Genomic DNA, 22,250 nt, shown 5'->3' on the forward strand with positions numbered 1-22,250 from the left:
ATCATGCCGGATGCCTTGCACCGACTCGCCCTGCTCGAGAGCATACTCGGCGCCGTGAACCTGGGCGCCATCGTGCTCGACGAGCAGCACCGCATCGTGCTGTGGAACCGCTGGATGGCGCGCCACTCGGCCCGCCCGGCCGACGCCGTGCTGGGCCAGGATTTCTTCACCGTCTTTCCGGAAATGCGGCACAAGCGCATCGATTCGGCCATCACTCAGGCACTGCGCGACAATTTCCAGTCGCTGCTGTCGCAAACCCTGCACAAGGCGCCGTTTGCGCTGTACACGCATGGCGCGGCCACGGGCGGCAGCGACGGCGAGGAACGCATGCAGCAAGCCATCGCCGTCACGCCGATCAACCTGCCCGGTTCGCCGCGCCACTGCCTGATCCAGATCAATGACGTCACCATCGCCGTGGGGCGCGAAAAGCTGCTGCGCGAACAAACGATGGTCTTGCGCTCGCAAACCTTTTCCGACGGCTTGACGGGCATCGCCAACCGCCGCCACTTCGACGTGGCGATCGAGAAGGAAATGCGGCGCGCCATGCGCACCAGCAGCCCGCTGTCGCTGCTGATGATCGACATCGACCATTTCAAGGACTACAACGACCATTACGGCCACCAGCAAGGCGATGATTGCCTGATCCGCGTGGCGGCCGAACTGGCCGCCATGCTGCAGCGCCCGACCGACTTGCTGGCCCGCTATGGCGGCGAAGAGTTTGCCGCCATCCTGCCCGACACGGACGCGGCGCAGGCGCTGCGCATGGCCGAGGCGATCCGCCAGCATGCGGCCGACCTGCGCATTCCGCATGCCAAGACGGGCAATGAGGTCAGGCACGTCACGGTCAGCATCGGCATCGCCACGCAACAGCCGCAGCAGCCGCTGGCCATCTCCGCCCTGATCGGCGCCGCCGACCGCGCCCTGTATCTGGCCAAGGGCGCCGGGCGCAACCGCGTGATGGTGCAGCCGCTATAAAAAAAGCAACGCCAGGCAAAGGATTCCTGTAGACATCTTTACGGCGTGTGCGTAGACTCGTTACTGATTGCAGCAACAACAACAAGAATTTATCTGTGGTATCTATCCCTGCGCATGGCCCACCCATGCGGGACATGGCCAGGAGCGCTTGTGAATCTCGATCCTCCCCTCAGATCCGGCTTGCCGGGCGCCGGCATGGATACGACCATGGTGAACGGCATGCGCCTGCTGCTGTCGAGCGCCACCTTGCTGACCCTGTTCATCGACCCCGAAAGCGCCGGCAAGCTGACCAAGATCACCTGGCTGATCTTTTCCGCCTACACCATGCACAGCCTGCTGCTGTATGTGCTGGCCGTCCTGGGCCTTAGCTTGCCGGAAGATATACTGCTGTACTGGCTGGACGTGGCCTGGTATGCGCTGATCGTGTTTTCCACCAGCAGCCACAACAATTTATTCTTCCTGTTTTTTTTCTTTGCCATCCTCACCTCGTCGTTCCAGCGGGGCTTCGAGGAAGGCGCGCGCGTCACCCTGGCCTCGGCCGGCCTGTTTGCCGCCACCGCCCTGTTCGGCGAAACGGATGCGGAACTGTCGCGCCTGCTGCTGCGCACCACCTTCCTGCTGGCGCTCGGCTACATGATCGCCTACTGGGGTGGCTCGGCCATCACCCAGCGCAGCCACCTGGCGCTGCTGCGCGATGTCAGCCAGCTATCCAATCCCCGCTTCGGCGTCGACCAGACCATCACCTCGGTGCTGGAAAAGACCCGCAGTTATTTCAACGGCCGCAGTTGCCTGCTGATCATGCAGGACAAGGGCACGCGGGTCTGGTCGCTGCGCAGCGTGATCCATACGGGCACGGGCGTCGTGCATACGAGTTCGCTCCTCAGCGACGACGCGGCCAGCCCCCTGCTCGCCTTTCCGTACGACAAGATCGCCCTGTACAACCAGCCCGCAGGGCGCTGGCTGCCGTGGACCGGCGGCGCGCGCATGCTCGAACCCGACAGCGGGCGCTGGCTGCGGCATGACGACGCGGCAGGCGCCCGCCTGGCCGAACTGCTCGAAGCGCACGCCTTCATCAGCGCGCCGCTGCCCTTGCGCAATGGCAAAGGCCGTATCTTTGTCGTGTCCGCCACCAGCATGAGCAAGACGGACGCCCTGTTTCTCAGCCATATAGGCGCGCAGGCGTTTCCCGTCATTGAAAACATCGACCTGCTTGACCGCCTGGCGTCGCAGGCGGCCTCGCGCGAGCGCGAAAAGATCGCGCGCGACCTGCATGACACGGCCGTGCAGCCGTATATCGGCCTGCGCCACGGCCTGGCCGCCTTGCGCAACGAAGCCACACCGGGCAACCCGCTGCTGCCCGAACTGGAAAAGCTGATCATCATGTCGGGCCAGGTGATCACCGACCTGCGCAGCTATGCGCGCACGTTCAAGAACGGCCAGGTACAAAGCGAGCCGGAACTGCTGGTCGCGCTGCGCCGCCAGGCCACGCAGATCCGCGAATTCTATGGCATCGACATCGCCCTGCACATCGAAGGCGACCTGCACATCAACGACCGCCTGGCGGCCGAGGTGTTCCAGATCGTCAACGAAGGCATGAGCAATATCCGCAAGCATACGTCGGCGCGCCATGGCGCCGTCAAGCTGACCTGCGTGCAGGGTGCGCTGCACATCAGCATCGACAACGAATGCGCCGCCGCGCACGTCCCCGATTTCCTGCCCGACTCGCTGGCCGAGCGCGCCGCCGCCCTCGGCGGCACGGCACGCGTCACGCATGGCATGCTGGGCAACACTTCCGTACAGATCGAGATCCCCATATGAATGACTTACGCCACATGCCACCGGCCAGCCATGTCATCAGCGTCATGCTGGTGGACGACCACAAGACCATGCTGTGGGGCCTGGAGCGGCTGATCGGCGGCGAGCACTCGGGCATGCGCGTGGTCGCCACGGCGTCCGACAGCACCGAGGCGCTGGAGCAGGCGAAGGCGCTGCAACCGGATGTGATCGTGCTGGACCTGGACCTGGGCGGCATCAGTTCGCTGGCCATCCTGCCCGCGCTGGCGCAGTGCGGCGGCACGCGCGTGCTGGTGCTGACGGCCAGCCACGACCAGGCCGTCCTCGACCAGACGGTACTGAAAGGCGCGCGCGGCATCGTCAGCAAGGACGCGCCGGCGGAGATGGTCCTGAAGGCCATCGAAAAAGTGTACCAGGGCGAGCTGTGGCTGGAACACGCGATGCTGGGACGCATGCTGACGCAGCTGACCCAGCCCGGAGGCGGCTCGGCGCAAGCCATCGCCGTCGCCAGCCTGACCCTCAAGGAAAGAAAGATCATCGCCGCGCTGGTGCACGGCAGCGGCACGCCGGCCAAGCTGCTGGCCGACCAGCTGTTCATCTCCGAACACACCTTGCGCAACCACCTGACGTCGATCTACCGCAAGCTGGGCGTGTACAACCGCCTGGAACTGTACGCCTACGCCACCAAGCACCAGCTGGGCCAGTTGCCGCCCGGCGCCTGACGCCACAGTCCCCCTGCGCGGCCACCGCACGGCCGCGCCCCCTCTCCCCGCCTCCCCCTGCGCCCGCCAGCGGCACGGCCATTGCGTCTGCGCGCCAGACGCAAGCATGACAATTGTCACGAAAAAAACAAGCAGTTCCTCCTCGCAATAAAAGGATGTTCTTCTGATGTAGATCAAGGTGCCGACTTCTATAGTGGATTTACCGGAGTGCAAATCACCGCGCGGCCCACCACGACACGGAGCACAGCATGCGCTTTGACAAGTTTCTTCCGACAGCCCTGATCACCTATTTGCAGGGCAAGGAAAAGGCTGCGTTCTACCGCTATGCCCTGGTGGCGGCCCTCATGGCGGTGGTCTGCATCATCGGACTGCTGGCACTGGGCGAAAGCCCGTGAGAGCACCAGGTCGTAGCAACGCTGCCATGCCGTTTTACCCACCGCTGTACCTTAACCACCACCAGGAGTTGTCATGAACCTCATCAAAAACTTTATCCGCGAAGAAGATGGCGTCACCGCAATCGAATACGGCCTGATCGCTGCCCTGATTGCCGTGGTGATCATCGCCGCCGTCACCATCGTCGGCACGCAGCTGAAAAAGACTTTCAGCACCATCGGCACCAAGCTCACTTCCGCCAATACGGCTGCCGCCTGAACACGGTGCTCCGGGCTGGCACGGCGCCAGCCCGGTTACCGCCAGGTCAACGCCACCGGCCAGTTTCTCGTGCTTACCTATCAGAGGCCCATCGTGAAATCTCTCTTCAGCCGTTTATCCGACGAGTCCGCCGTCACGGCGATCGAGTACGCGCTGCTGGCGAGCCTGATCGCGGCAGTGCTGGTGATCACGATCACCCTGCTCGGTGACCAGGTCCGGCTGCTGTTTGTCTACGTCAAGGACCAGGTGGTCCTGGCCCTGTCATGAATACCCTGCGCGCCTCGCTGCGCACCCACCGCGCCCTGCTGCTGATCGTGCTGCTGTATGCCGCCGCGGCGGCCCTGCTGGCCGGCGGCCTGCCCAGCGCCTCGGACACCCTCAACGTGCTGGCCGGCTTCCTCGTGGCCATCCTCACGGGCCCCGTCTTCATCCTGTGCGGCTACACCATCCACGTCATGGTGGTGAAACGCCCGCACCGCCTGTGCCACTATCTGTACCACGATCTGCGCCACTACCTGAGCAACGAGCGCCTGCTGCACGCGCTGCCGGCCATGCTGCTGATCCCCGTCTTCGCCTCCAGCTTCACCGTCTTCAAGGCCGCCATCCCGCGCCTGCATCCGTACACCTGGGATGCCAGCCTGTCCGCCTGGGACATCGCGCTGCATGGCGGCAAGGCCCCATGGGAAAGGCTGCAGCCGCTGCTGGGCCACCCGCTCGTCACGGGCCTGCTCAACTTCAGCTACCACTTCTGGTTCTTCCTGTTCTACGCCATCCTGTACTGGCTCATCCTCGACACGCGCCGCCCGCTGCTGCGCATGCAGTTCCTGCTCAGCTTTGCGCTGACCTGGATCATCCTGGGCAGTGTCATGGCCGTGCTGTTTGCCTCGGTCGGCCCCTGCTACTACGGCCACCTGCACGCCAGCGACCCGTATGCGCCGCTGATGGCCTACCTGCATGAGGCCAACGGGCACGTGCCCGTCTGGGCCCTGCAGGTGCAGGAGATGCTGTGGCAAGGCTATCAAAGCAAGGGCGCGAACGGCGAACTGGGCATCTCCGCCATGCCCAGCATGCATGTGGCCACGGCCGTGCTGATGGCGATCATGGGCTGGAAAGTGAGCCGCGCCGCAGGCATCTCGCTGACCGCCTTCGCCGTGCTGATCCTGCTCGGTTCCATTCACCTGGGCTGGCACTATGCGCTCGACGGTTATGTGGGTGCGGCCGGCGCGGCGCTGGTGTGGCAGCTGGTGGGACGCCTGCTGGGCAGCCCGGCCGCGGCACCGGCCATGCACATGGCCACGGCGCCCTGCATGGGCAAGGGAGGCCTGACATCATGAACGCCCGCCTGCCCATGCTGCTGTGCCTGGCCGTGCTGGCCAGCCTGCTCGCTGCCGCCCTGTGGCACGACCTGCGCACGCGCCGCATCCCGAACCAGCTGGTGCTGTGGGGCACCTTGGCCGGTCTGGCGCTGAACAGCTTCACGCCGTCCGGCGCCGGCCTGTTCGACGCCTCCTTCGGCGGCCTGGGACTGCTGCAGGCACTGGCCGGCGCCGCTGCCGGACTGGCCCTGCTGCTGCCCATGTACCTGCTGCGCGCCCTGGGCGCCGGCGACGTCAAATTGATGGCCATGTGCGGCGCCTTCCTCGGTCCCGATGCGGTGCTGGAAGCGGCCCTGCTGACCTTCCTGTGCGGCGGCCTGCTGGCCCTGGCCGCCGCGCTGGCAGGGCGCCGCCTGCGCCTGGTGCTGCGCAACACCTACCACATGATGCTGGGCGCGCTGCTGCACAGCCTTGCCGGCGGCGCCGCCACGATCGCCGAACCGCCGCCAGCCACCGGCAAGCTGGCCTACGCCTTCGCCATTGCCAGCGGCACCGCGCTGCAGGTGTTCCTGCAATACCACCATCTGTGGAGCCTGCGCTGAAACGCGCCGCGCCGACCACCAGCCACCACGGGACCGACCATGCACACCCTCGCCACCCTCTGCCACTCGCGCCACGCCAGCCTGTTCACCAGCATCGCCATGGCTTGCCTGTGGGCCTTCTTCGCCAGCGCCCACGTGGTGGGATTCCTGCACAGCGGCGACTGGAGCTATGTGCTGTTCTGCGCCGCCGAAACCCTGGCCGCCCTGTTCTTCATCGTGCGCTCGGCCCCCGTCAGCGTCTCGACCGATGCGGGCGACTGGCTGCTGGCCATCGGCGCCACCTTCGCGCCCTTCCTGCTCTCGCCCGCCGACATGGCCATCTGGCCCGGCGCGCGCTACCTGCTGGCCGTCGGCAGCCTGCTGCAGATCGCCGGCCTGCTGTCGCTGAACCGCAGCTTCGGCCTGGTGGCGGCGCAGCGCGAGATCAAGACGGGCGGCGTCTACCGCATGGTGCGCCATCCGCTGTACGCCAGCTACCTGATTTCCCTGAGCGCTTACCTGCTGACCAACACCTCGCCCGCCAACAGCATCATCTATGTCGCGACGATGAGCATGATGGTGATGCGCCTGCTGCGCGAAGAGCGTTTCCTGTCCACCGACGTGCGCTACCGCGTCTACATGCGCCAGGTGAAGTACCGCCTGCTGCCCTTCATTTTCTGATCACCGGCCACCCGAACGAGGAGTATCCATCATGCCTGACACCTATCCAGAACGCAGCGATGGCGGCGGCATCGAGCCGGCGGCCAGACGCGCGCCACGCACGGTCGAGGAAACGGGATTGCCCTTCCTGTTCCTGGTCGAACTGCTGGTCAAGATACTCTTCCTGCGCGGCCAGATCGGCCTGCCCGCCCTGTCGACGCACGTGAAACTGGGCGCCGGCGTGCTCGAACCGCTGCTCACCTTCATGCGCGCCGAAAAGCTGTGCGAAGCGCGCCGCAACGGCGGCAGCGGCACCGACGCCGACCTGTATTACCTGCTGGGCGACCAGGGCCGCCTGCGCGCCGCCGAGTACATGCGCCGCAATGCCTACAGCGGCCCCGCCCCCGTCACCCTGGCCGACTACAGCAACCAGGTGCTGGCGCAAAGCGTGGCGGACATGCAGGTCACGCGCGACGACGTGCAGCGCGAATTTCGCGACGTGGTGGCCAGTTCGTCCGTGCTCGACCAGCTGGGCGCGGCCATGAACTCGGGGCGCGCCCTGTTCTTCCACGGCCCCGCCGGCAGCGGCAAGAGCTACCTCGCCGAACGCCTGAACGGCCTGCTCAGCGGCGCCATCGCCCTGCCCCATGCCGTGATGGTCGACGGCGAAGTGCTGCCCTTCCTCGACCCCATGCTGCACACCCTGTCGCGCGGCGGCCCCGTGCCATCCGACCCGCGCTGGGTGCGCGCCGAGCGCCCCGCCGTGCTGACGGGCGGCGAGCTGACGCTCGACATGCTGGACCTGCAATTCGACCAGGGCACCCGCTTGTACCAGGCGCCGCCGCACCTGAAGGCCAACAACGGCATCTTCATCATCGACGACCTGGGGCGCCAGCGCTGCTCGCCCGTGGAACTGATGAACCGCTGGATCGTGCCGATGGCGCGGCACATCGATTACCTGTCGCTGCACACGGGCTACAAATTCCCCGTGCCCTTCGACGTCATCGTCGTGTTCTCGTCGAACCTGGCGCCGCAGCACCTGGCCGACGACTCCTTCCTGCGCCGCATCGGCTACAAGATCCACGTGGGACCCCTGAGCGCCTACCACTACCTGGCCGTGTTCCGCAGCACCTGCGCCCAGCTGGGCATCAATTTCGACGAAGCCGCCTACGCCTACCTGCTGCATCTGCACAGCCAGTACCAGCGGCCCTTGCTGGCCTGCTATCCGCGCGACATCCTGGCGCAGGTGTGCGACCAGGCGCGCTATGAAGACCACGCGGCGCAACTGAATCCGGAAGTGCTGCTGTGGGCATGGAAAAACTATTTCGGCAGCGATGACGACCTTGCAAGCACACATAACGGACCGGTAGCGGTCCAGCACAAAGGGGAAGCAAAATGAGAAACGCACGCGCACTGACGATGATGGCCATTGCGGTCATCCTGGCGTTCGCCGCGGTCATCGTGGCCGCGCGCTGGATCAATGCCCAAGCCTCGGGCAACATCAATAAGGTGGCCGTGGCCCAGGTCGACATCAGCCTGGGCGCGCGCCTCACGCCCGACATGGTGCGCATGGTGGACTGGCCATCGAACGCGCTGCCGCCGGGCGCCATCAACGATCCGAAACTGCTGGAAACGCGCGTCACGCGCACCAGCATCCAGCACGGCGAACCTATCATGGAAGGCAAGCTGGCGCCTCCCGGCACGCAAGGCGGCCTGTCGGCCGTCGTCGCCGAAGGCAAGCGCGCCATGACCGTGCGCGTCAACGATGTGGTGGGCGTGGCCGGCTTCGCCCTGCCCGGCAACTTCGTCGACATCCTCGTCAACACCCAGGGCGAAGGGGCGCGCAAGACGCCGGACCGCGATCCGAACATTTCCAAGATCGTGCTCGAACGCATACTCGTGCTGGCCATCGCCCAGGAATCGAGCCGCGACGACACCAAGCCGAAAGTCGTCAACGCCGTGACCCTGGAACTGACCCCGGAGCAGGCTGAAAAACTCGACCTGGCACGCAGCGTGGGCACCCTGTCGCTGGTGCTGCGCAACCAGATCGAGGACAAGCCCGTCAACACGGAAGGCGCCACCAAGAGCACCCTGCTCGATGAAAAAGTCGCCATGGCGGCCCCCGCCGCCATGGTGCAAGCCAAGCCGCTCCCCCGCCGCCGTCCTGCCGCCGCAGCAGCGCCACAGGCCGGTCCAAGGGTCGATGTCATCAAGGGGCTGGAACGCAGCTCCCAACAATTCTAACCTGCACCAGAGGAGCCACGCCATGAGTACATATCGCACAGCAAGCGGCATCCGGGGCCTGCACCTGGCGCTTGCCATCGCCGCCATCGGCGCCCTGGCGCCCCGGGCGCACGCCGAAGCCGCAGCCGCCGCCACGGCCGCCACCGCCGTTGCCGCCGAAACGGGCGCGGTCCGGAGCAACCGCGCCGCCGTCCGTCCCAAGTCCACGCCGCCGCAAAGCGAATCGCGCGCCGGGCGCACCGAGATGGCGCCGCAAATGAGCCTGGCCGAAGGCAAGTCGACCCTGATGCGCCTGCCGTTCGCCGCCAGCCGCATGTCCGTCGGCGACCCGCGCATCGCCGACGTCATCCTGCTCAACCCCAACGAGGTCTACCTGCTGGGACGCTCCGTCGGCACCACCAACCTGATCCTGTGGAACAAGAGCAATGACGCCACCATCATCGACCTGGCCGTCGGCATCGACAGCAGCAGCCTGCAGGCACGCATGGCCGAGCTGCTGCCGAACGAAAAGATCCACGTCACGGTGGCGGGCGACACCTTGATCCTGTCGGGTATGGTCAGCGATGTCGTCAAGGCCGATCAGGCCCTGTCGCTGGCCAACGCCTATGTGCAGCGCAGCAGCCGCAGCGGCGGCGCCTCCTCGGGCGCCGCGCCAGCCGCTGGCGCCGCAGCCGCAGCTCCCGCCGCCGCGCCCGATGCGAATATGCCGCGCGTGATCAACCTGCTGTCGATCGCCGCGCCGCAGCAGGTGATGCTGGAAGTGAAGGTGGCCGAAGTGTCGAAAGTGCTGGTGGATCAGCTGGGCGCCAGCCTGGGCATCAACAAGACCATCGGCAGCTGGTCGTATTCGCTGCTGTCCAGCCTGCTTAGCAACAATCCCAGCGGCTTGAGCGGCGCCAGCAAGAACAACTTCTTCAACCTCGACGCGCAAAAACGCGATGGTCTGATCAAGGTGCTGGCCGAACCGAACATCATGGCCATCAGCGGCCAGGAAGCCAGCTTCCTGGCCGGCGGAAAAATCTTCATTCCCGTCAGCCAGACCAACAATGGGGGCGTGCCCACCATCACCCTGGAAGAGAAGGAGTACGGCGTGGCCGTGAAATTCACGCCCACCGTGCTCGAAGGGGGACGCATCAATCTGAAGGTGGCGCCGGAAGTGTCGGACCTGAACAAGGACGGCATCGGCATCACCGCCACCGGCATCTCGGCCACGGCCGTCCTGCCTTCATTTACGACGCGGCGCGCCACCACCACGGTGCAGCTGTTCGACGGCCAGAGCTTCGCCATTGGCGGCTTGATCAAGAACAACGTGACCAGCAATATCAAGGCCCTGCCAGGCCTGGGCGAAGTGCCCGTGCTGGGCGCCCTGTTCCGCAGCACGGACTTCCAGACGGACCGTTCGGAACTGGTCTTCATCATCACGCCGCACCTGGTCAAGCCGCTGCCGCCCGACTACAAGCTGCCCACCGACGGCTACATCCAGCCGACGCGCGGCGACATGTTCATGCAGGGAAAAATGGAAGGCAGCGCACCGGCGCCCGCAGCGGCACAGGAAGCAGCACCAGCAGCACCCATGCCGCCGCAAGCGGCCGCGCCCCAGCCTGCCGCCGGCTTCGACCTCAAATAGGAGAACACCATGAAAACCGCACATCGTCTGCCTTGCGCCGCCCTGTTGTCTTTGCTGTCGCTGCTGGCCGGCTGCACCGCCACCACCACGCCCGTGCTCGATTCGCACTTCGGCGAATCGGTGGCTCTGCTCAAGGCCCAGCAGATCATGTATCCGGACGCCTACCGCAATGCCAACCCCGTCAGCGGCATCGACGGCAAGGCCGGCGCCAGCGCCTACCAGCGCTACCAGAAATCGTTCGCGGCGCCGGAACCGCAACCGAATGTCTTCACCATCGGCGTGGGCGGACGCCAGTAGGCGCCAGTCCCGCGATGCATTCCCCCCAGGCCACCAGGAGACAGCCATGAACACCGCATTTCGCAGGCACGACAAGCAGCAAGGCGCGATCGCCATCGTGCTGGGGCTGACCCTGGTGGTGCTGTTTGCCATGGGCGGCCTGGTGCTGGACCTGGGCCACCTGTACATCGCCAAGACGGAGCTGCAGAACGGCGCCGACAGCTCGGCGCTGGCAGGCGCCGTGGAACTCAATCAAAGCGCCGCCGGCATCGACAATGCGCAGGCCAAGGCCATCGCCATCGCGCAAAAGAACCGCTACGATTTTTCCACCACGCTGACCCTGACGGCCGCCAACATCAGCTTCGGTCCCGGCCCCGACGGTCCTTGGTCGTCCGGCGCCAGCGCCCGCACCAGCCCCGCAGGCCAGACCTTCATTCGCGTCGACACGGGCAGCAAGACCTTTGCCACCTACCTGATGGGCATCGCCGGCATCGCCAGCACCAGCACCTCGGGCGTGGCCGTGGCGGGCCGCTTCGTCAACGACGTCACGCCGATCGGCGTGTGCGCCGTCGATCCGGCCAACAAGACGGCGCAATACACCTATCCGGCCGCGCCAGCCGGCACGGGCCTGACGGAGCTGCTGGAATTCGGTTTTCGCCGCGGCGTCACCTACAACCTGTTCGGCCTCAATCCGCTGGGCGGCCCGTCCGATCCCTACCTGATCAACCCCGTCGACGCCCCGCCCGGCAGTTGCAGCGCCTCGCATTCGAGCGCCGCCTCCACCGCGCCGTTCATGTGCACGGGCAGCAGCGCCGTCATCACCAGCGGCACGGGCCAGGTCTACACGAACACGGGCCTGTCCGCATCGCTGGCCGCCTCGCTCAATTCGCGCTTCGACGATTACGGCGGCCCCTCCGTGTGCGACCCCGCCACGGCGCCGCCCGACACCAACATCAAGGAATATCCTTGCGTGGGCGCCGCGTCGCCCTGCGCCGCCGCTGCCGCCAGCTCGCCGCCCGCCAGCTGGATGCAACCGGGCGCCAGCACCCTGCCCAGCCAGCAGCCCGTCAGCCTGGCCGGCAACAAGCCGAATTACCAGCTGCCGTCGGCCGGCGCCGTCCCCGCCCCCTCGGCCACGTTCGCCCAGTTCGCCGGCTACGGCGTGCTGTGGTCCTATGGTCCCGCCTACCAAAGCAATGGCGCCACCCCGGCCAAGGCCGGCACGGCGTATAGCGTCGCGGACGGCAACGCCAACCCCATGTACAGCACGGCCAAGGCGAATTACTTCGACACGGCCAGCTACCCCGTCAGCCCCGGCGCGGGTTTTCCCGCCAGTACGCCGCCTTCGCCCTACAACCAGACCAGCGGCCCCACGTTCCAGGCGCCGTCGGCGGCCCATCCGGGCCAGCGCAACCGGCGCATCCTCAACGTGGTGCTGGTCGACTGCCGCACGGCGCCCGTGGGGCCGGCCTCGTGCGGCACCATGACCGCGGTGGGCATCGGCAAATTCTTCATGACGATGAAAGCCGATTTCAGCGGCGGCACCAAGCGCCTCGACGTCGAGTTCGCGGGCCTGATCGAGCCCGTGCCGAATTCCGAAATCAAACTCTACAAGTGAGGCGGCCATGCGCACCCACCATTCCCACGTCAGCCAGCGCGGCGGCGCCGCCGTCGAATTCGGCATCGTGCTGGCCCTGCTGGTCACCCTGCTGGCCGGCATCTTCGGTTTCGGCCGCGCCTTCTGGTACTACGACGCGCTGACCAAGGCCACGCGCGACGCGGCGCGCAACATGTCCGTCAAGGCCAAGGCCGGCATCGCCTCGCAGGGCGTGCCGGCGGCCAGACAGACGGTGGTCGATGCGGCCGTCAGCGCCGGCATCAGCGACTTCACCACGGCCAACGTGACGGTCACCTGCCTGGACGCGGCGTTCAACGACAGCAGCTGCACCGATGGCGCGGCGCCGGGCGGCATCCGCGTCGAAGTCGTCAACTACACGCTGTCGGTGGGCCAGTACCTGCCCTTCGTGATCGGCGCGGCCAGCAGCTATGCCACGCCGCTGTCGCCGCGCACCACCATGCGCTACATGCTGTAAGGAGAACGCCATGCGCCACCGCCTTCCACTTGCCCTCCGAACTGGCCGCCAGCACGGCGCCGCCGCCGTCGAATTCGCCCTGGTGGCGCTGCTGTTTTTCACCCTGCTGTTCGGCATCCTGGAATTTGGCCGCATGCTGTACCTGTACAACACGGTGCAGGAAGTGAGCCGCCGCGCCGCGCGCGAAGCGGTGGTGCGCTGGATCGACCAGACCGACGCCATCAAGACCCTGGCCCTGTTCGGCGGCACAGCCCTGCCGGCCGCGCCGGAACTGACGGCCGCCAACATCACCATCCGCTACCTGAACAAGAGCGGCGCCGAAGTGACCTTGCCACCGCTCGATCCGGGCGACAACCTGTCGGCCTGCGGCGACATCACGCGCACGGCCAGCTGCATCGACAGCGTGCGCGTCTCGATCGACAACGTCAGCTATACGCCGATGGTCAGCCTGTTCGGTTTTCTCAATATCGCCGTGCCCGCCTCGGTCGTCGTCATGCACGCCGAGAGCCTGGGCTTCCAGATCAACTGAACGCCTTTACCGAACGCCTTTACCAGGGAGTGCCACGTGAATATCGTCATCGTCTCGAAAAATGAAGCCCAGCTCAAGCGGCTCACGCGCCTGCTGCGCGAACGCAGCGCGGCCGACCGCGTCGCGCTGCTGGCGAGCATACCCGATGTCTTCGACAACGGCGTCACGCCGGACTTGCTGCTGCTGGAGCAGGAGCAGACGGGCGAGGCGGAGCTGGAACGGCTCGAACTGCTGGGCGGACGCCATCCGAACCTGGCCATCATCGTGCAATGTCCACAGCAAAGTCCGCAATTCCTGCTGCGCTCGATGCGCGCCGGCGTGCGCGAAGTGCTGCTGCCGGACGACGACGCCGGCCTGTGCGCCGCGCTGCGCCGCATCGAGGAAAAACTGCAGAAGCAGGTCACGCGCAAGGGCCAGGTGCTGGCCTTCGTCTCGTGCAAGGGCGGCAGCGGCGCCACCTTCATCGCCGCCAACCTCGGCTACGCGCTGGCCGCCGGCGAACAGCGCAAGGTGGCGCTGTTCGACCTGAACCTGCAGTTCGGCGACGCCGCCCTGTTCGTCTCGGACCACAAGCCGGCCACCACCCTGTCGCAGTTGTCGCAGCAGATCGTGCGCCTCGACGCTTCGCTGCTGAGCGCCAGCATGATCCAGATCACGCCCGCCTACAGCGTGCTGGCCGCCGCCGACGATCCGGCCCATGCGGCCGACGTCGAAGCCGACCATATCGACCGCCTGCTGACCCTGGCGCGCAGCCAGTACGACTACATCCTGCTCGACGTGGGACGCGGCCTCGACCCCGTCAGCGTGCGCGCGCTGGACCGGGCTGACCTGATCTTCCCCGTGCTGCAGGCCACCTTGCCGTATGTGCGCGACGGCAAGCGCCTGCTCGACGTGTTCCGCGGCCTCGGCTACCGCGAAGACAAGATCCGCCTGATCCTGAACCGCTATGCCAGCAGCGACAGCATCCGCGTGGCCGACCTGGAAGCGGCGTACGGCAAACACGTCTACAAATCCATCCCCAACCACTACGAGGCGGTGGCGGCCTCCGTCAGCCAGGGCGTGCCCATCCTCAAGCTGGCGTCGCACAACGCCGTCTCGCGCGCCCTGCAGGAACTGGCCGCCAGCCTGGCCGGCGAAACCCCGCCCGCCGCGCAAGGCTGGGTTTCGCGGCTGCTGGCGCGCGCTTGATCCCCCTACATTTACCGGAGACCGACCATGACTGCCGAAAAACTCACCCTGCGGGACCGCCTGGGCTATGCCCAGGATGACGCCAGCCTGAATGACGATGCCGCGCACCAGGGCGCAGCCAGCCACAGCTACCAGCAACTCAAGCACCGCACCCACCAGGCGCTGCTCGACAGGGTCGACCTGGAAGGCATGCAGCGCCTGTCGCGCGAGCAGATCCGCGAAGAGCTGAAAATCCTCGTCAGCGACGTGCTCACGGAAGACAATGTGGTGATCAACGAGCTGGAACGGCGCTCGCTGATCCGCGACATCCAGGACGAGGTACTGGGCTTCGGCCCGCTCGAACCGCTGCTGGCCGATCCCGGCGTGTCCGATATCCTCGTCAACACCTACCGCCAGGTGTATGTCGAGCGCCATGGCCGCCTGGAGCTGAGCGACGTCTGCTTCACGGACGACGCCCACCTGATGAAAATCATCGACAAAATCGTCTCGCGCGTGGGCCGGCGCATCGACGAATCGAGCCCGATGGTCGATGCGCGCCTGCCCGACGGTTCGCGCGTCAACGCCATCATCCCGCCGCTGGCCATCGACGGCCCCGTGATGTCGATCCGCCGCTTCTCGGCCCAGCCCCTGCGTCTGGCCGACCTGATGCTCAAGCACAGCCTGACGGAGGAAATGAGCACCACCCTGCAGGCGCTGGGCAAGGCCAAGGTCAACATCCTGATCTCGGGCGGCACGGGCAGCGGCAAGACCACCATGCTCAATGCGATTTCCGGCTTCATCAGCACGGCCGAACGCATCGTCACCATCGAGGACGCGGCCGAACTGCAGATGCAGCAGCCGCACGTGGTACGCCTGGAAACCCGGCCAGCGAACATCGAGGGCAAGGGCGAAGTGACGCAGCGGGCGCTGGTGCGCAACGCGCTGCGCATGCGCCCCGACCGCATCATCCTCGGCGAGGTGCGCGGCGCCGAGGCGCTCGACATGCTGGGCGCCATGAACACGGGCCACGAAGGCTCGATGGCCACCATCCACGCGAACACCCCGCGCGACGCGCTGACGCGGCTGGAAAACATGATCAGCATGGCCTCGGCGGGCCTGCCCATGAAAGCCATGCGCCAGCAGATCAGTTCCGCCATCAGCGTGGTGGTGCAGGTGGCGCGCCTGACGGATGGCAAGCGCAAGATCGTCTCGATCCAGGAAATCACGGGCATGGAAGGCGAGATGATCACCATGCAGGAAATCTTCACCTTCCGCCAGACGGGCATCGGCGAAGACGGCACGGTGCAGGGACATTTCCATGCCAGCGGCGTGCGGCCGCACTTCCTGGAACGCCTGCGCGCCTTCGGCATCAGCCTGCCCGAAACCCTGTTCGATCCCGCCCGCCAGTACCATTAAGGGGAGCATCATGGACTATCTCTATTACGTATTCGCCATCCTCACCTTCATCGCCGTGGTGCTGCTGATCGAGGGACTGTACCTGGCCTGGAACACCTCGCGCGGGCCGGAAGCGGAACGGGTCGCGCGCCGCCTGCGCATCATGTCGGCCGGCGCGCATGGCGACGCGGGCAGCTCGATGATCAAGAAGCGCCTGCTGAGCGACACCCCGGCCCTGCAGCGCGTGCTGCTCAGCGTGCCCCGCGTGCATGCGCTCGACCGCCTGCTGGAACAGTCGGGCCTGAGCTGGAGCGTGGCCAGCTTCGCCGGCGTGATGCTGGCCTCGGCCGGCGCCGCGTTTTTGCTGCTGAGCTACTTCAGCGTGCCGTGGCTGCTGCGCCTGCCGCTGGTGGCCGGCGCAGCCCTGCTGCCGCTGCTGGTGGTCTTGCGCGCCAAGGCCAAGCGCCTGCAGCGCATCGAGCAGCAATTGCCCGATGCGCTCGACCTGATGGCGCGCGCCCTGCGCGCCGGCCACGCCTTCCCGACGGCCCTGAAAATGGTCGGTGATGAAATGAATGCGCCGCTGGCCGTGGAATTTCGCGCCACTTTCGACGAAGTCAATTTCGGCATCGCCATGCAGGACGCCCTGATGAACCTGGCCACGCGCGTGCCCAGCACGGACTTGCGCTACTTCGTCATCGCCGTGCTGATCCAGCGCGAAACGGGCGGCAACCTGGCCGAACTGCTCGACAGCATCAGCCGCATCATCCGCGAGCGCATCAAGCTGCTGGGACAGGTGCGCGTGCTGTCGGCCGAAGGCCGGCTGTCGGCCTGGATCCTGTCGCTGCTGCCCTTCGGCGCGGCGGCCATGATCCACCTGACCAATCCGCAGTTCCTGGAAATGCTGTTCGTCGACCCGGGCGGACGCAAGATGCTGGTCGGCGCCCTGGTGATGATGGTGTGCGGCGTCCTGGTCATGCGCAGCATCATCCGCATCCGTGTCTGAGCCCGCAAGGAGAACTCTCATGAATCCCGTCCATTTCGCCTTTCTCGCCCTGCTCTTCATCGCCGTCTTCGGCACCGTGCTGGTGGCCATGCGCAGCTTCGCCCCCGATCCACTGCGCCAGCGCATGGACAACGCCACCGGCAAGAACGCGGCAGCGCCTGGCGCCTCCGCGCCCAGCCCCTGGCTGGCGCGCATGGTGCGCCTGAGCGGCCCGCTGGCCAAACTGTCGATTCCCGACCAGGGCTGGGAAGGCTCCGTGATGCGCCGGCGCTTCATGAATGCCGGCCTGCGCCACGCGTCGGCGCCCGTGCTGTTCTTTTCCGCCAAGACCATGCTGGCCATCGGCTTGCCCCTGCTGCTGTTCCTGGGACTGAGCGCCTCGGGCAGCCAGATGGCGGGCAAGGCTCTCCTGTTCTGGCTGCTGATCGTGGCCGCCATCGGCTACTACCTGCCCAATATCGTCCTGGCACAAATGATCAAGCGGCGCCAGCGCGATATCTTTGAAAGCTTTCCCGATGCGCTGGACTTGATGACGGTGTGCGTGGAAGCGGGCCTGGCCATGGATGCGGCGCTGGCCAGGGTGGCGGCCGAAATCGCCCTGAAAAGCGCCGTGCTGGCCGAGGAATTGCATCTGGTGATGCTGGAACTGCGCGCCGGCAACACCAAGGAGCGTGCCCTGCGCAACCTGGCCCTGCGCACGGGCGTCGAGGATGTCGACGCGCTGGTGGCCATGCTGATCCAGGCCGAGCGCTTCGGCACCAGCATCGCCGCCTCGCTGCGCGTGCAGTCGGACCAGCTGCGCACCAAGCGCCGCCAGCTGGCCGAGGAAGAAGCGGCGAAGATCGCCCTCAAGCTGCTATTTCCGCTGATTTTTTTCATCTTCCCTTCGCTGCTGGTCGTCCTGATGGGACCAGCCTTCCTGCAAATCTACCGCGTGCTCCTGCCCAGCATGGGCAGCGGCAACTGACCGGAGAACCGCCATGTCACAGCACACCACCCTGATGCTCATGCTGGCCTGCGCCGGCCTGCTGCCCGCCTGCGGCCACCTGCCCGGCCCGGCCAGCCAGGGTCACCGGGAGCCTCCACAGCAGGCGCGCATCGAGGACAGCGCCGCCACCCGCAGCGCCGCGTTCTGCAAGCTGGGCAAGCGCCTGCAGGAAGTGGGCGACCCGCGCGCGGCGCTGGCGGCCTACCGCGAAGCCCTGCTATTGACGCCCGACTCGGCCGATGCGCGCAATGGCGCCGCCGTGCTGCACGCGCAGCTGGGCCAGCTGGAAACGGCGCGCGCCATGCTGCAGGCACTGGCGCAAGAAACGCCGACGGCCAGGACCTACAACAATCTCGGCTACGTGCTGTACCTGCAGGGAGACTATGCCCAGGCGGCGGCCATGCTGCGCCAGTCGCTGCAGCTCGACAACGGCCAGCAGCCGGCGCGCGCCAACCTGGATCTCACCATCGCGGCGCTGGCGCGCAGCATCGTCACAGTCGATGCCACCACGGACGCCATCGCGCCCGATCTGGCCCCCACGCCAGCGGCGCCGGCCAGCCGCCTGCAGCTGACGCAGTCGCAGCCGAATATCTTCACGCTGAGCTGGCGCGACGCTCCCGTGGCGGCACGCGCCGCCTTGCCAGCCCCGGCAAAACCGGCAGCGACGGCGGCAGCCATGCCACGGCTGGAAGTCATCAACGGCAATGGCGAAACGGGGATGGCGGCGCGCATGCGCGGCATGCTGGGCGGCATGGGCATCAGCGTACTGCGGCTGGGCAACCAGCGGCCGTACATGGTGCAGGCCAGCAGCATCGTCTACCGCCCCGGCCACGCCGAGGCGGCCGCCGCACTGGCCCTGGCCTTGGGCGGCATGCCGCAAGTGCAGGCGGCCGGCGACAGCGGCATCGGCGCGGGCGCCGACTTGCGTATCTTGCTGGGCAAGGATGCGCCAGCCAGCCTGCGCGCGCCGGACGTGCGCCTGGCGTCGAACCTGGCGCCGTAATGGTGAAATCAGCGCGGCAGCAGGCGCCGGTCGGATGGGTTGATCAGGAAGCCTTGCAGGATGTCCTGCAGCTGCGGCAGCTTCGCCACGTAGGCGGGAATGCCCAGCTGGCGCGCGCCGAAGTAGTGGGCGATGATGTCGCCCTGTTGTTCCATGTTGAAGTCGGACAGGACGCCGCCGGCCTGCGCATCGTAGCGGTAGGCGCGCTGCCGGATGTAGCCGCCGCACAGCGCCAGCAGCACGCCATGCAGCAGCACGCTGTAGCCAAGCTGGTACTGCCACACATGCACCATCTCGTGGATGAAGAACAGCTTGCCGCTGTTGCCTTCGCGGGAAAAATCGTCACGGTACTGGGCCGGCATGAAATACAGGCTGCCACGCGGCGTCATCGCCGTGTTCTGGTCCTGCAAGCCGAACGGTAGAAAGGAGCCGCGCACGACGCGCACGCGCGCGTAGTCGATGGCGCCCTGGAAGACGCTGCGGGCCATGGCGATTTCGCCGATGGTGAGGGGGCGGCGCAAGACTCGCATAAAGAATAAGGAAGAAAGCGCGGCAAGCGTAGAGCCTGCCGCGCGGGTACCGCTTAAACCGAACGAAGGCCGCTGGCCGCTTTCGCGATTTCCGTGATGCGGTCCCAGTTGCCGGCCGCGATCGCGTCTTTCGGCGTCAGCCACGAGCCGCCCACGCAGGCGACGTTCTTGCACGCCAGGAACTGCGAGGCCGTCTCTTGCGAGATGCCGCCCGTCGGGCAGAACGTGATGTCCGGCAGCGGGCCGTAAATCGCGTTGAGCATGCCGATGCCGCCCGCCGGCACGGCCGGGAACAGTTTCAGCTGCTGGAAGCCGTTTTCACGCGCCGCCATCACTTCGCCTGGCGTCATCACGCCTGGCAGCAGGGGCAAGCCACTGCTTTTCGCCGCCGCCACCAGGGCCGACGTCAGGCCTGGCGAGACGCCGAAGACGGCGCCCGCATCGCGTGCCTGCGCGAATTCCTCGGGACGGGTCAGGGTGCCGACGCCGACGATGGCGCCCGGCACTTCCGACATGGCGCGGATCGCTTCCAGGCCGTGCTTGGTGCGCAGGGTTACTTCCAGCACGCGGATGCCGCCCGCCACCAGCGCGCGCGCCAGCGGTACGGCATGTTCAGGATCGTCGATCGCAATCACGGGGATCACGCTCGAGGTGCGCATAATTTCCAGTAGTGTCATGGTCATCTCTTATTTCCTAGCCAAAAAGTCTTCATCGGAACCAGGTACGGTATCACCGACATTGTCGGCGTCGTGCAAGGCGACGGTGGTGGGAATCGGCGACGGCAGGCCGAAGGTGGTGGCACCCTCTTCCGCCGCGCTGACGGTGGAACGGAACATGGAAAACAGCTCGCGGCCCATGCCGATGTGGTTCGGCGACAGGTCGGCCGTAACCAGCGCACGCGCATGCCAGACGTCGGCCGGCACCAGCGCTTCCAGTACGCCGGTAAAGGCGTCGAGGCGGATGATGTCGCCGTCGCACACGAGGCCCAACGGGCCGCCGGCGAGAATCTCTGGCGAGACGTGGATGGCGGCCGGCACCTTGCCCGACGCGCCCGACATGCGGCCATCGGTGACCAGCGCCACATGGCGGCCCGCATCCTGCAGGTTGGCCAGCGCGGGTGTCAGCGCATGCAGTTCCGGCATGCCGTTGGCGCGCGGGCCCTGGAAGCGCAGCACGGCAACGAAGTCGCGGTCCAGGGACCCCGCCTTGTAGGCGGCCATGAATTCTTCCTGTGAATTGAACACCAGCGCCGGCGCTTCCACCGTGCGGTGCTGCGGCTTGACGGCCGAGACCTTCATCACGGCGCGGCCCAGGTTACCGGCGACCAGCACCATGCCGCCGTCCGGCGCGAACGGATTCGAGGCGGGGCGCAGCACGTTCTCATCGGCGCTGGCGGCCGGTGCATCTTTCCAGAAGACCTTGCCATCTTCACCGAGGAACGGTTCCATGCAATGCGCGCGCAAGCCGTGGCCCAGGATGGTGTTGACATCTTCGTGCAGCAAGCCCGCGTCCAGCAGTTCGCGGATCAGATAACCGGTGCCGCCGGCCGCGTGGAAATGGTTCACGTCGGCGTCGCCGTTCGGGTAGATGCGCGTGAGCATCGGCACGATGGCCGACAGCTCATTGAAATCGTTCCAGTCGATGACGATGCCGGCCGCCTTGGCGATTGCCACGAGGTGCAAGGTGTGGTTGGTCGAGCCGCCCGTGGCCAGCAAGCCCACGACGGCGTTGACGATACATTTCTCGTCGACGATATGGCCGACTGGCAAGTAGCTGCCGCTTTGCGCCGTGATGCCGGCGGCGCGCTGGGCGGCGGCTTTGGTGAGCGCATCGCGCAGCGGGGTATTTGGCGTAATGAAGGCGGCGCCCGGCAAGTGCAGGCCCATCACTTCCATCAGCATCTGGTTGCTGTTCGCCGTGCCATAGAAGGTACAGGTGCCGGCGCCATGGTAGGCTTTCGATTCGCCTTCGAGCAAGTCTTCGCGCGTGGCCTTGCCTTGCGCATACAGCTGGCGCACCTTGGCTTTTTCCTGGTTCGACAGGCCCGACGTCATCGGACCGGCCGGCACGAAAACGGCTGGCAAGTGGCCGAAGTGCAGCGCGCCGATCAACAGGCCCGGCACGATCTTGTCGCACACGCCCAGGTACAGGGCCGAGTCGAACATATTGTGCGACAGCGCCACGGCCGTCGACATGGCGATGGTGTCGCGTGAAAACAGCGACAGTTCCATGCCCGGCTGACCTTGCGTCACGCCATCGCACATGGCAGGCACGCCGCCGGCGAACTGGGCGACAGCGCCCACTTCGCGCACGGCTTGCTTGATGATCTGCGGAAAGCCTTCAAACGGCTGGTGCGCCGACAGCATGTCATTGTACGAGGACACGATGGCCACGGACGGCTTCTTGTATTCCTTCAGCGACAGCTTGTCGTTGGCGGGAAAGGCGGCAAAACCGTGCGCCAGGTTGGTGCACGACAGGGCGCCGCGCTGCACGCCCTGGATGCGGGCCGCATCCAGATGCGCCAGGTAGGCGCCGCGCGATGGCCGGCTGCGCGCGATGATGCGCGCTGTTACGGATTCGACTACTGGATGCAGCGCCATATGAATTTCCTTAAAAATGAGTATTTTGTGAAATTTTACTACAAAATGGTGAAGAAGAAGCACTCTTGCATGGGCCAACAACACAAATAAGCG

Annotated in this window: 24 protein-coding genes; 21 read left to right on the forward strand and 3 right to left on the reverse strand. The window is 66.3% G+C overall.

Going from position 1 to position 22,250, the window contains the following annotated elements; genetic code table 11:
* The first annotated feature begins 3 nt into the window (after window positions 1-3).
* The 21 genes from P9875_RS23425 to P9875_RS23525 all read left to right on the forward strand — a co-directional run bounded on the left by P9875_RS23425 (window position 4) and on the right by P9875_RS23525 (window position 19,027).
* Window positions 4-975 (forward strand): GGDEF domain-containing protein, encoded by a 972-nt coding sequence (locus P9875_RS23425; RefSeq protein ID WP_278318867.1) that lies wholly within the window; start codon window positions 4-6, stop codon window positions 973-975.
* A gap of 150 nt (window positions 976-1,125) precedes the next feature.
* Entirely contained in the window at window positions 1,126-2,793 is a 1,668-nt protein-coding gene (locus tag P9875_RS23430) for a sensor histidine kinase (RefSeq protein WP_278316744.1), read from the forward strand.
* Window positions 2,790-3,491, forward strand: a complete 702-nt coding sequence (locus tag P9875_RS23435) for a response regulator (RefSeq protein WP_278316745.1) — start codon at window positions 2,790-2,792, stop codon at window positions 3,489-3,491. Before P9875_RS23430 ends, P9875_RS23435 begins: the two co-directional genes overlap by 4 nt.
* A 248-nt stretch (window positions 3,492-3,739) precedes the next feature.
* Complete coding sequence (locus tag P9875_RS23440) at window positions 3,740-3,886, forward strand: hypothetical protein (protein ID WP_158300249.1); 147 nt, start codon at window positions 3,740-3,742, stop codon at window positions 3,884-3,886.
* Window positions 3,887-3,959: 73 nt separating this feature from the next.
* On the forward strand, window positions 3,960-4,142 hold the full coding sequence (locus P9875_RS23445; RefSeq protein WP_035821247.1) for a Flp family type IVb pilin: 183 nt from the start codon (window positions 3,960-3,962) through the stop codon (window positions 4,140-4,142).
* 93 nt (window positions 4,143-4,235) lie between these two features.
* A complete protein-coding gene (locus P9875_RS23450; RefSeq protein ID WP_081922552.1) occupies window positions 4,236-4,409 on the forward strand; it encodes a Flp family type IVb pilin in 174 nt (57 codons plus the stop codon).
* A complete protein-coding gene (locus tag P9875_RS23455) occupies window positions 4,406-5,476 on the forward strand; it encodes a phosphatase PAP2 family protein (RefSeq protein WP_278316747.1) in 1,071 nt (356 codons plus the stop codon). The genes P9875_RS23450 and P9875_RS23455 overlap by 4 nt, the downstream gene beginning before the upstream one ends.
* A complete protein-coding gene (locus P9875_RS23460; RefSeq protein ID WP_278316748.1) occupies window positions 5,473-6,060 on the forward strand; it encodes a prepilin peptidase in 588 nt (195 codons plus the stop codon). Before P9875_RS23455 ends, P9875_RS23460 begins: the two co-directional genes overlap by 4 nt.
* A 39-nt stretch (window positions 6,061-6,099) precedes the next feature.
* Complete coding sequence (locus P9875_RS23465) at window positions 6,100-6,720, forward strand: methyltransferase family protein (RefSeq protein ID WP_219307467.1); 621 nt, start codon at window positions 6,100-6,102, stop codon at window positions 6,718-6,720.
* A gap of 31 nt (window positions 6,721-6,751) precedes the next feature.
* On the forward strand, window positions 6,752-8,098 hold the full coding sequence (locus P9875_RS23470) for an ATP-binding protein (protein WP_278316749.1): 1,347 nt from the start codon (window positions 6,752-6,754) through the stop codon (window positions 8,096-8,098).
* Window positions 8,095-8,943, forward strand: coding sequence for a Flp pilus assembly protein CpaB (gene cpaB / locus P9875_RS23475; protein WP_035821252.1), 849 nt, complete (start codon window positions 8,095-8,097; stop codon window positions 8,941-8,943). Before P9875_RS23470 ends, cpaB begins: the two co-directional genes overlap by 4 nt.
* Before the next feature lie 22 nt (window positions 8,944-8,965).
* Window positions 8,966-10,570 (forward strand): type II and III secretion system protein family protein, encoded by a 1,605-nt coding sequence (locus tag P9875_RS23480; RefSeq protein WP_278316750.1) that lies wholly within the window; start codon window positions 8,966-8,968, stop codon window positions 10,568-10,570.
* A gap of 9 nt (window positions 10,571-10,579) precedes the next feature.
* Window positions 10,580-10,867 (forward strand): hypothetical protein, encoded by a 288-nt coding sequence (locus P9875_RS23485; protein ID WP_035821256.1) that lies wholly within the window; start codon window positions 10,580-10,582, stop codon window positions 10,865-10,867.
* Window positions 10,868-10,913: 46 nt separating this feature from the next.
* A complete protein-coding gene (locus P9875_RS23490; RefSeq protein WP_099403581.1) occupies window positions 10,914-12,464 on the forward strand; it encodes a Tad domain-containing protein in 1,551 nt (516 codons plus the stop codon).
* 7 nt (window positions 12,465-12,471) lie between these two features.
* Window positions 12,472-12,939, forward strand: coding sequence for a TadE/TadG family type IV pilus assembly protein (locus tag P9875_RS23495; protein WP_099403580.1), 468 nt, complete (start codon window positions 12,472-12,474; stop codon window positions 12,937-12,939).
* Between the two features lie 10 nt (window positions 12,940-12,949).
* Window positions 12,950-13,468, forward strand: a complete 519-nt coding sequence (locus P9875_RS23500) for a TadE/TadG family type IV pilus assembly protein (protein WP_099403579.1) — start codon at window positions 12,950-12,952, stop codon at window positions 13,466-13,468.
* A gap of 36 nt (window positions 13,469-13,504) precedes the next feature.
* Window positions 13,505-14,656, forward strand: a complete 1,152-nt coding sequence (locus P9875_RS23505) for an AAA family ATPase (RefSeq protein WP_278316751.1) — start codon at window positions 13,505-13,507, stop codon at window positions 14,654-14,656.
* Between the two features lie 27 nt (window positions 14,657-14,683).
* Window positions 14,684-16,051, forward strand: a complete 1,368-nt coding sequence (locus P9875_RS23510) for a CpaF family protein (protein WP_278316752.1) — start codon at window positions 14,684-14,686, stop codon at window positions 16,049-16,051.
* A gap of 10 nt (window positions 16,052-16,061) precedes the next feature.
* Entirely contained in the window at window positions 16,062-17,036 is a 975-nt protein-coding gene (locus P9875_RS23515; protein ID WP_035821267.1) for a type II secretion system F family protein, read from the forward strand.
* 19 nt (window positions 17,037-17,055) lie between these two features.
* Window positions 17,056-18,003 (forward strand): type II secretion system F family protein, encoded by a 948-nt coding sequence (locus tag P9875_RS23520; RefSeq protein ID WP_176390121.1) that lies wholly within the window; start codon window positions 17,056-17,058, stop codon window positions 18,001-18,003.
* Window positions 18,004-18,016: 13 nt separating this feature from the next.
* Window positions 18,017-19,027 carry a LytR C-terminal domain-containing protein gene (locus P9875_RS23525; protein ID WP_176390122.1) on the forward strand — a complete coding sequence of 337 codons (1,011 nt, stop codon included), beginning with the start codon at window positions 18,017-18,019 and terminating at the stop codon, window positions 19,025-19,027.
* A gap of 8 nt (window positions 19,028-19,035) precedes the next feature.
* On the opposite strand, the gene P9875_RS23530 is transcribed toward P9875_RS23525, so the two are convergent.
* The 3 genes from P9875_RS23530 to edd all read right to left on the reverse strand — a co-directional run bounded on the left by P9875_RS23530 (window position 19,036) and on the right by edd (window position 22,157).
* Window positions 19,036-19,548: a Rhs element Vgr protein gene (locus P9875_RS23530; RefSeq protein ID WP_278316753.1), complete on the reverse strand. Its 513-nt coding sequence runs from the start codon at window positions 19,546-19,548 to the stop codon at window positions 19,036-19,038.
* A gap of 62 nt (window positions 19,549-19,610) precedes the next feature.
* Window positions 19,611-20,240, reverse strand: coding sequence for a bifunctional 4-hydroxy-2-oxoglutarate aldolase/2-dehydro-3-deoxy-phosphogluconate aldolase (eda, locus tag P9875_RS23535; protein WP_035821279.1), 630 nt, complete (start codon window positions 20,238-20,240; stop codon window positions 19,611-19,613).
* Between the two features lie 3 nt (window positions 20,241-20,243).
* A complete protein-coding gene (gene edd / locus P9875_RS23540) occupies window positions 20,244-22,157 on the reverse strand; it encodes a phosphogluconate dehydratase (RefSeq protein WP_278316754.1) in 1,914 nt (637 codons plus the stop codon).
* Window positions 22,158-22,250 lie beyond the last annotated feature (93 nt).

This window comes from Janthinobacterium rivuli (genome assembly GCF_029690045.1).
Lineage (GTDB): Bacteria > Pseudomonadota > Gammaproteobacteria > Burkholderiales > Burkholderiaceae_D > Janthinobacterium > Janthinobacterium rivuli.

Coding starts and splice junctions, on each gene's coding strand:
- P9875_RS23425 (WP_278318867.1), top strand. CDS start 4: ATGCCGGATGCCTTGCACCGACTCGCCCTGCTCGAGAGCATACTCGGC.
- P9875_RS23435 (WP_278316745.1), top strand. CDS start 2,790: ATGAATGACTTACGCCACATGCCACCGGCCAGCCATGTCATCAGCGTC.
- P9875_RS23440 (WP_158300249.1), top strand. CDS start 3,740: ATGCGCTTTGACAAGTTTCTTCCGACAGCCCTGATCACCTATTTGCAG.
- P9875_RS23445 (WP_035821247.1), top strand. CDS start 3,960: ATGAACCTCATCAAAAACTTTATCCGCGAAGAAGATGGCGTCACCGCA.
- P9875_RS23455 (WP_278316747.1), top strand. CDS start 4,406: ATGAATACCCTGCGCGCCTCGCTGCGCACCCACCGCGCCCTGCTGCTG.
- P9875_RS23460 (WP_278316748.1), top strand. CDS start 5,473: ATGAACGCCCGCCTGCCCATGCTGCTGTGCCTGGCCGTGCTGGCCAGC.
- P9875_RS23465 (WP_219307467.1), top strand. CDS start 6,100: ATGCACACCCTCGCCACCCTCTGCCACTCGCGCCACGCCAGCCTGTTC.
- P9875_RS23470 (WP_278316749.1), top strand. CDS start 6,752: ATGCCTGACACCTATCCAGAACGCAGCGATGGCGGCGGCATCGAGCCG.
- cpaB (WP_035821252.1), top strand. CDS start 8,095: ATGAGAAACGCACGCGCACTGACGATGATGGCCATTGCGGTCATCCTG.
- P9875_RS23480 (WP_278316750.1), top strand. CDS start 8,966: ATGAGTACATATCGCACAGCAAGCGGCATCCGGGGCCTGCACCTGGCG.
- P9875_RS23485 (WP_035821256.1), top strand. CDS start 10,580: ATGAAAACCGCACATCGTCTGCCTTGCGCCGCCCTGTTGTCTTTGCTG.
- P9875_RS23490 (WP_099403581.1), top strand. CDS start 10,914: ATGAACACCGCATTTCGCAGGCACGACAAGCAGCAAGGCGCGATCGCC.
- P9875_RS23495 (WP_099403580.1), top strand. CDS start 12,472: ATGCGCACCCACCATTCCCACGTCAGCCAGCGCGGCGGCGCCGCCGTC.
- P9875_RS23500 (WP_099403579.1), top strand. CDS start 12,950: ATGCGCCACCGCCTTCCACTTGCCCTCCGAACTGGCCGCCAGCACGGC.
- P9875_RS23510 (WP_278316752.1), top strand. CDS start 14,684: ATGACTGCCGAAAAACTCACCCTGCGGGACCGCCTGGGCTATGCCCAG.
- P9875_RS23515 (WP_035821267.1), top strand. CDS start 16,062: ATGGACTATCTCTATTACGTATTCGCCATCCTCACCTTCATCGCCGTG.
- P9875_RS23520 (WP_176390121.1), top strand. CDS start 17,056: ATGAATCCCGTCCATTTCGCCTTTCTCGCCCTGCTCTTCATCGCCGTC.
- P9875_RS23525 (WP_176390122.1), top strand. CDS start 18,017: ATGTCACAGCACACCACCCTGATGCTCATGCTGGCCTGCGCCGGCCTG.
- eda (WP_035821279.1), bottom strand. CDS start 20,240: ATGACCATGACACTACTGGAAATTATGCGCACCTCGAGCGTGATCCCC.
- edd (WP_278316754.1), bottom strand. CDS start 22,157: ATGGCGCTGCATCCAGTAGTCGAATCCGTAACAGCGCGCATCATCGCG.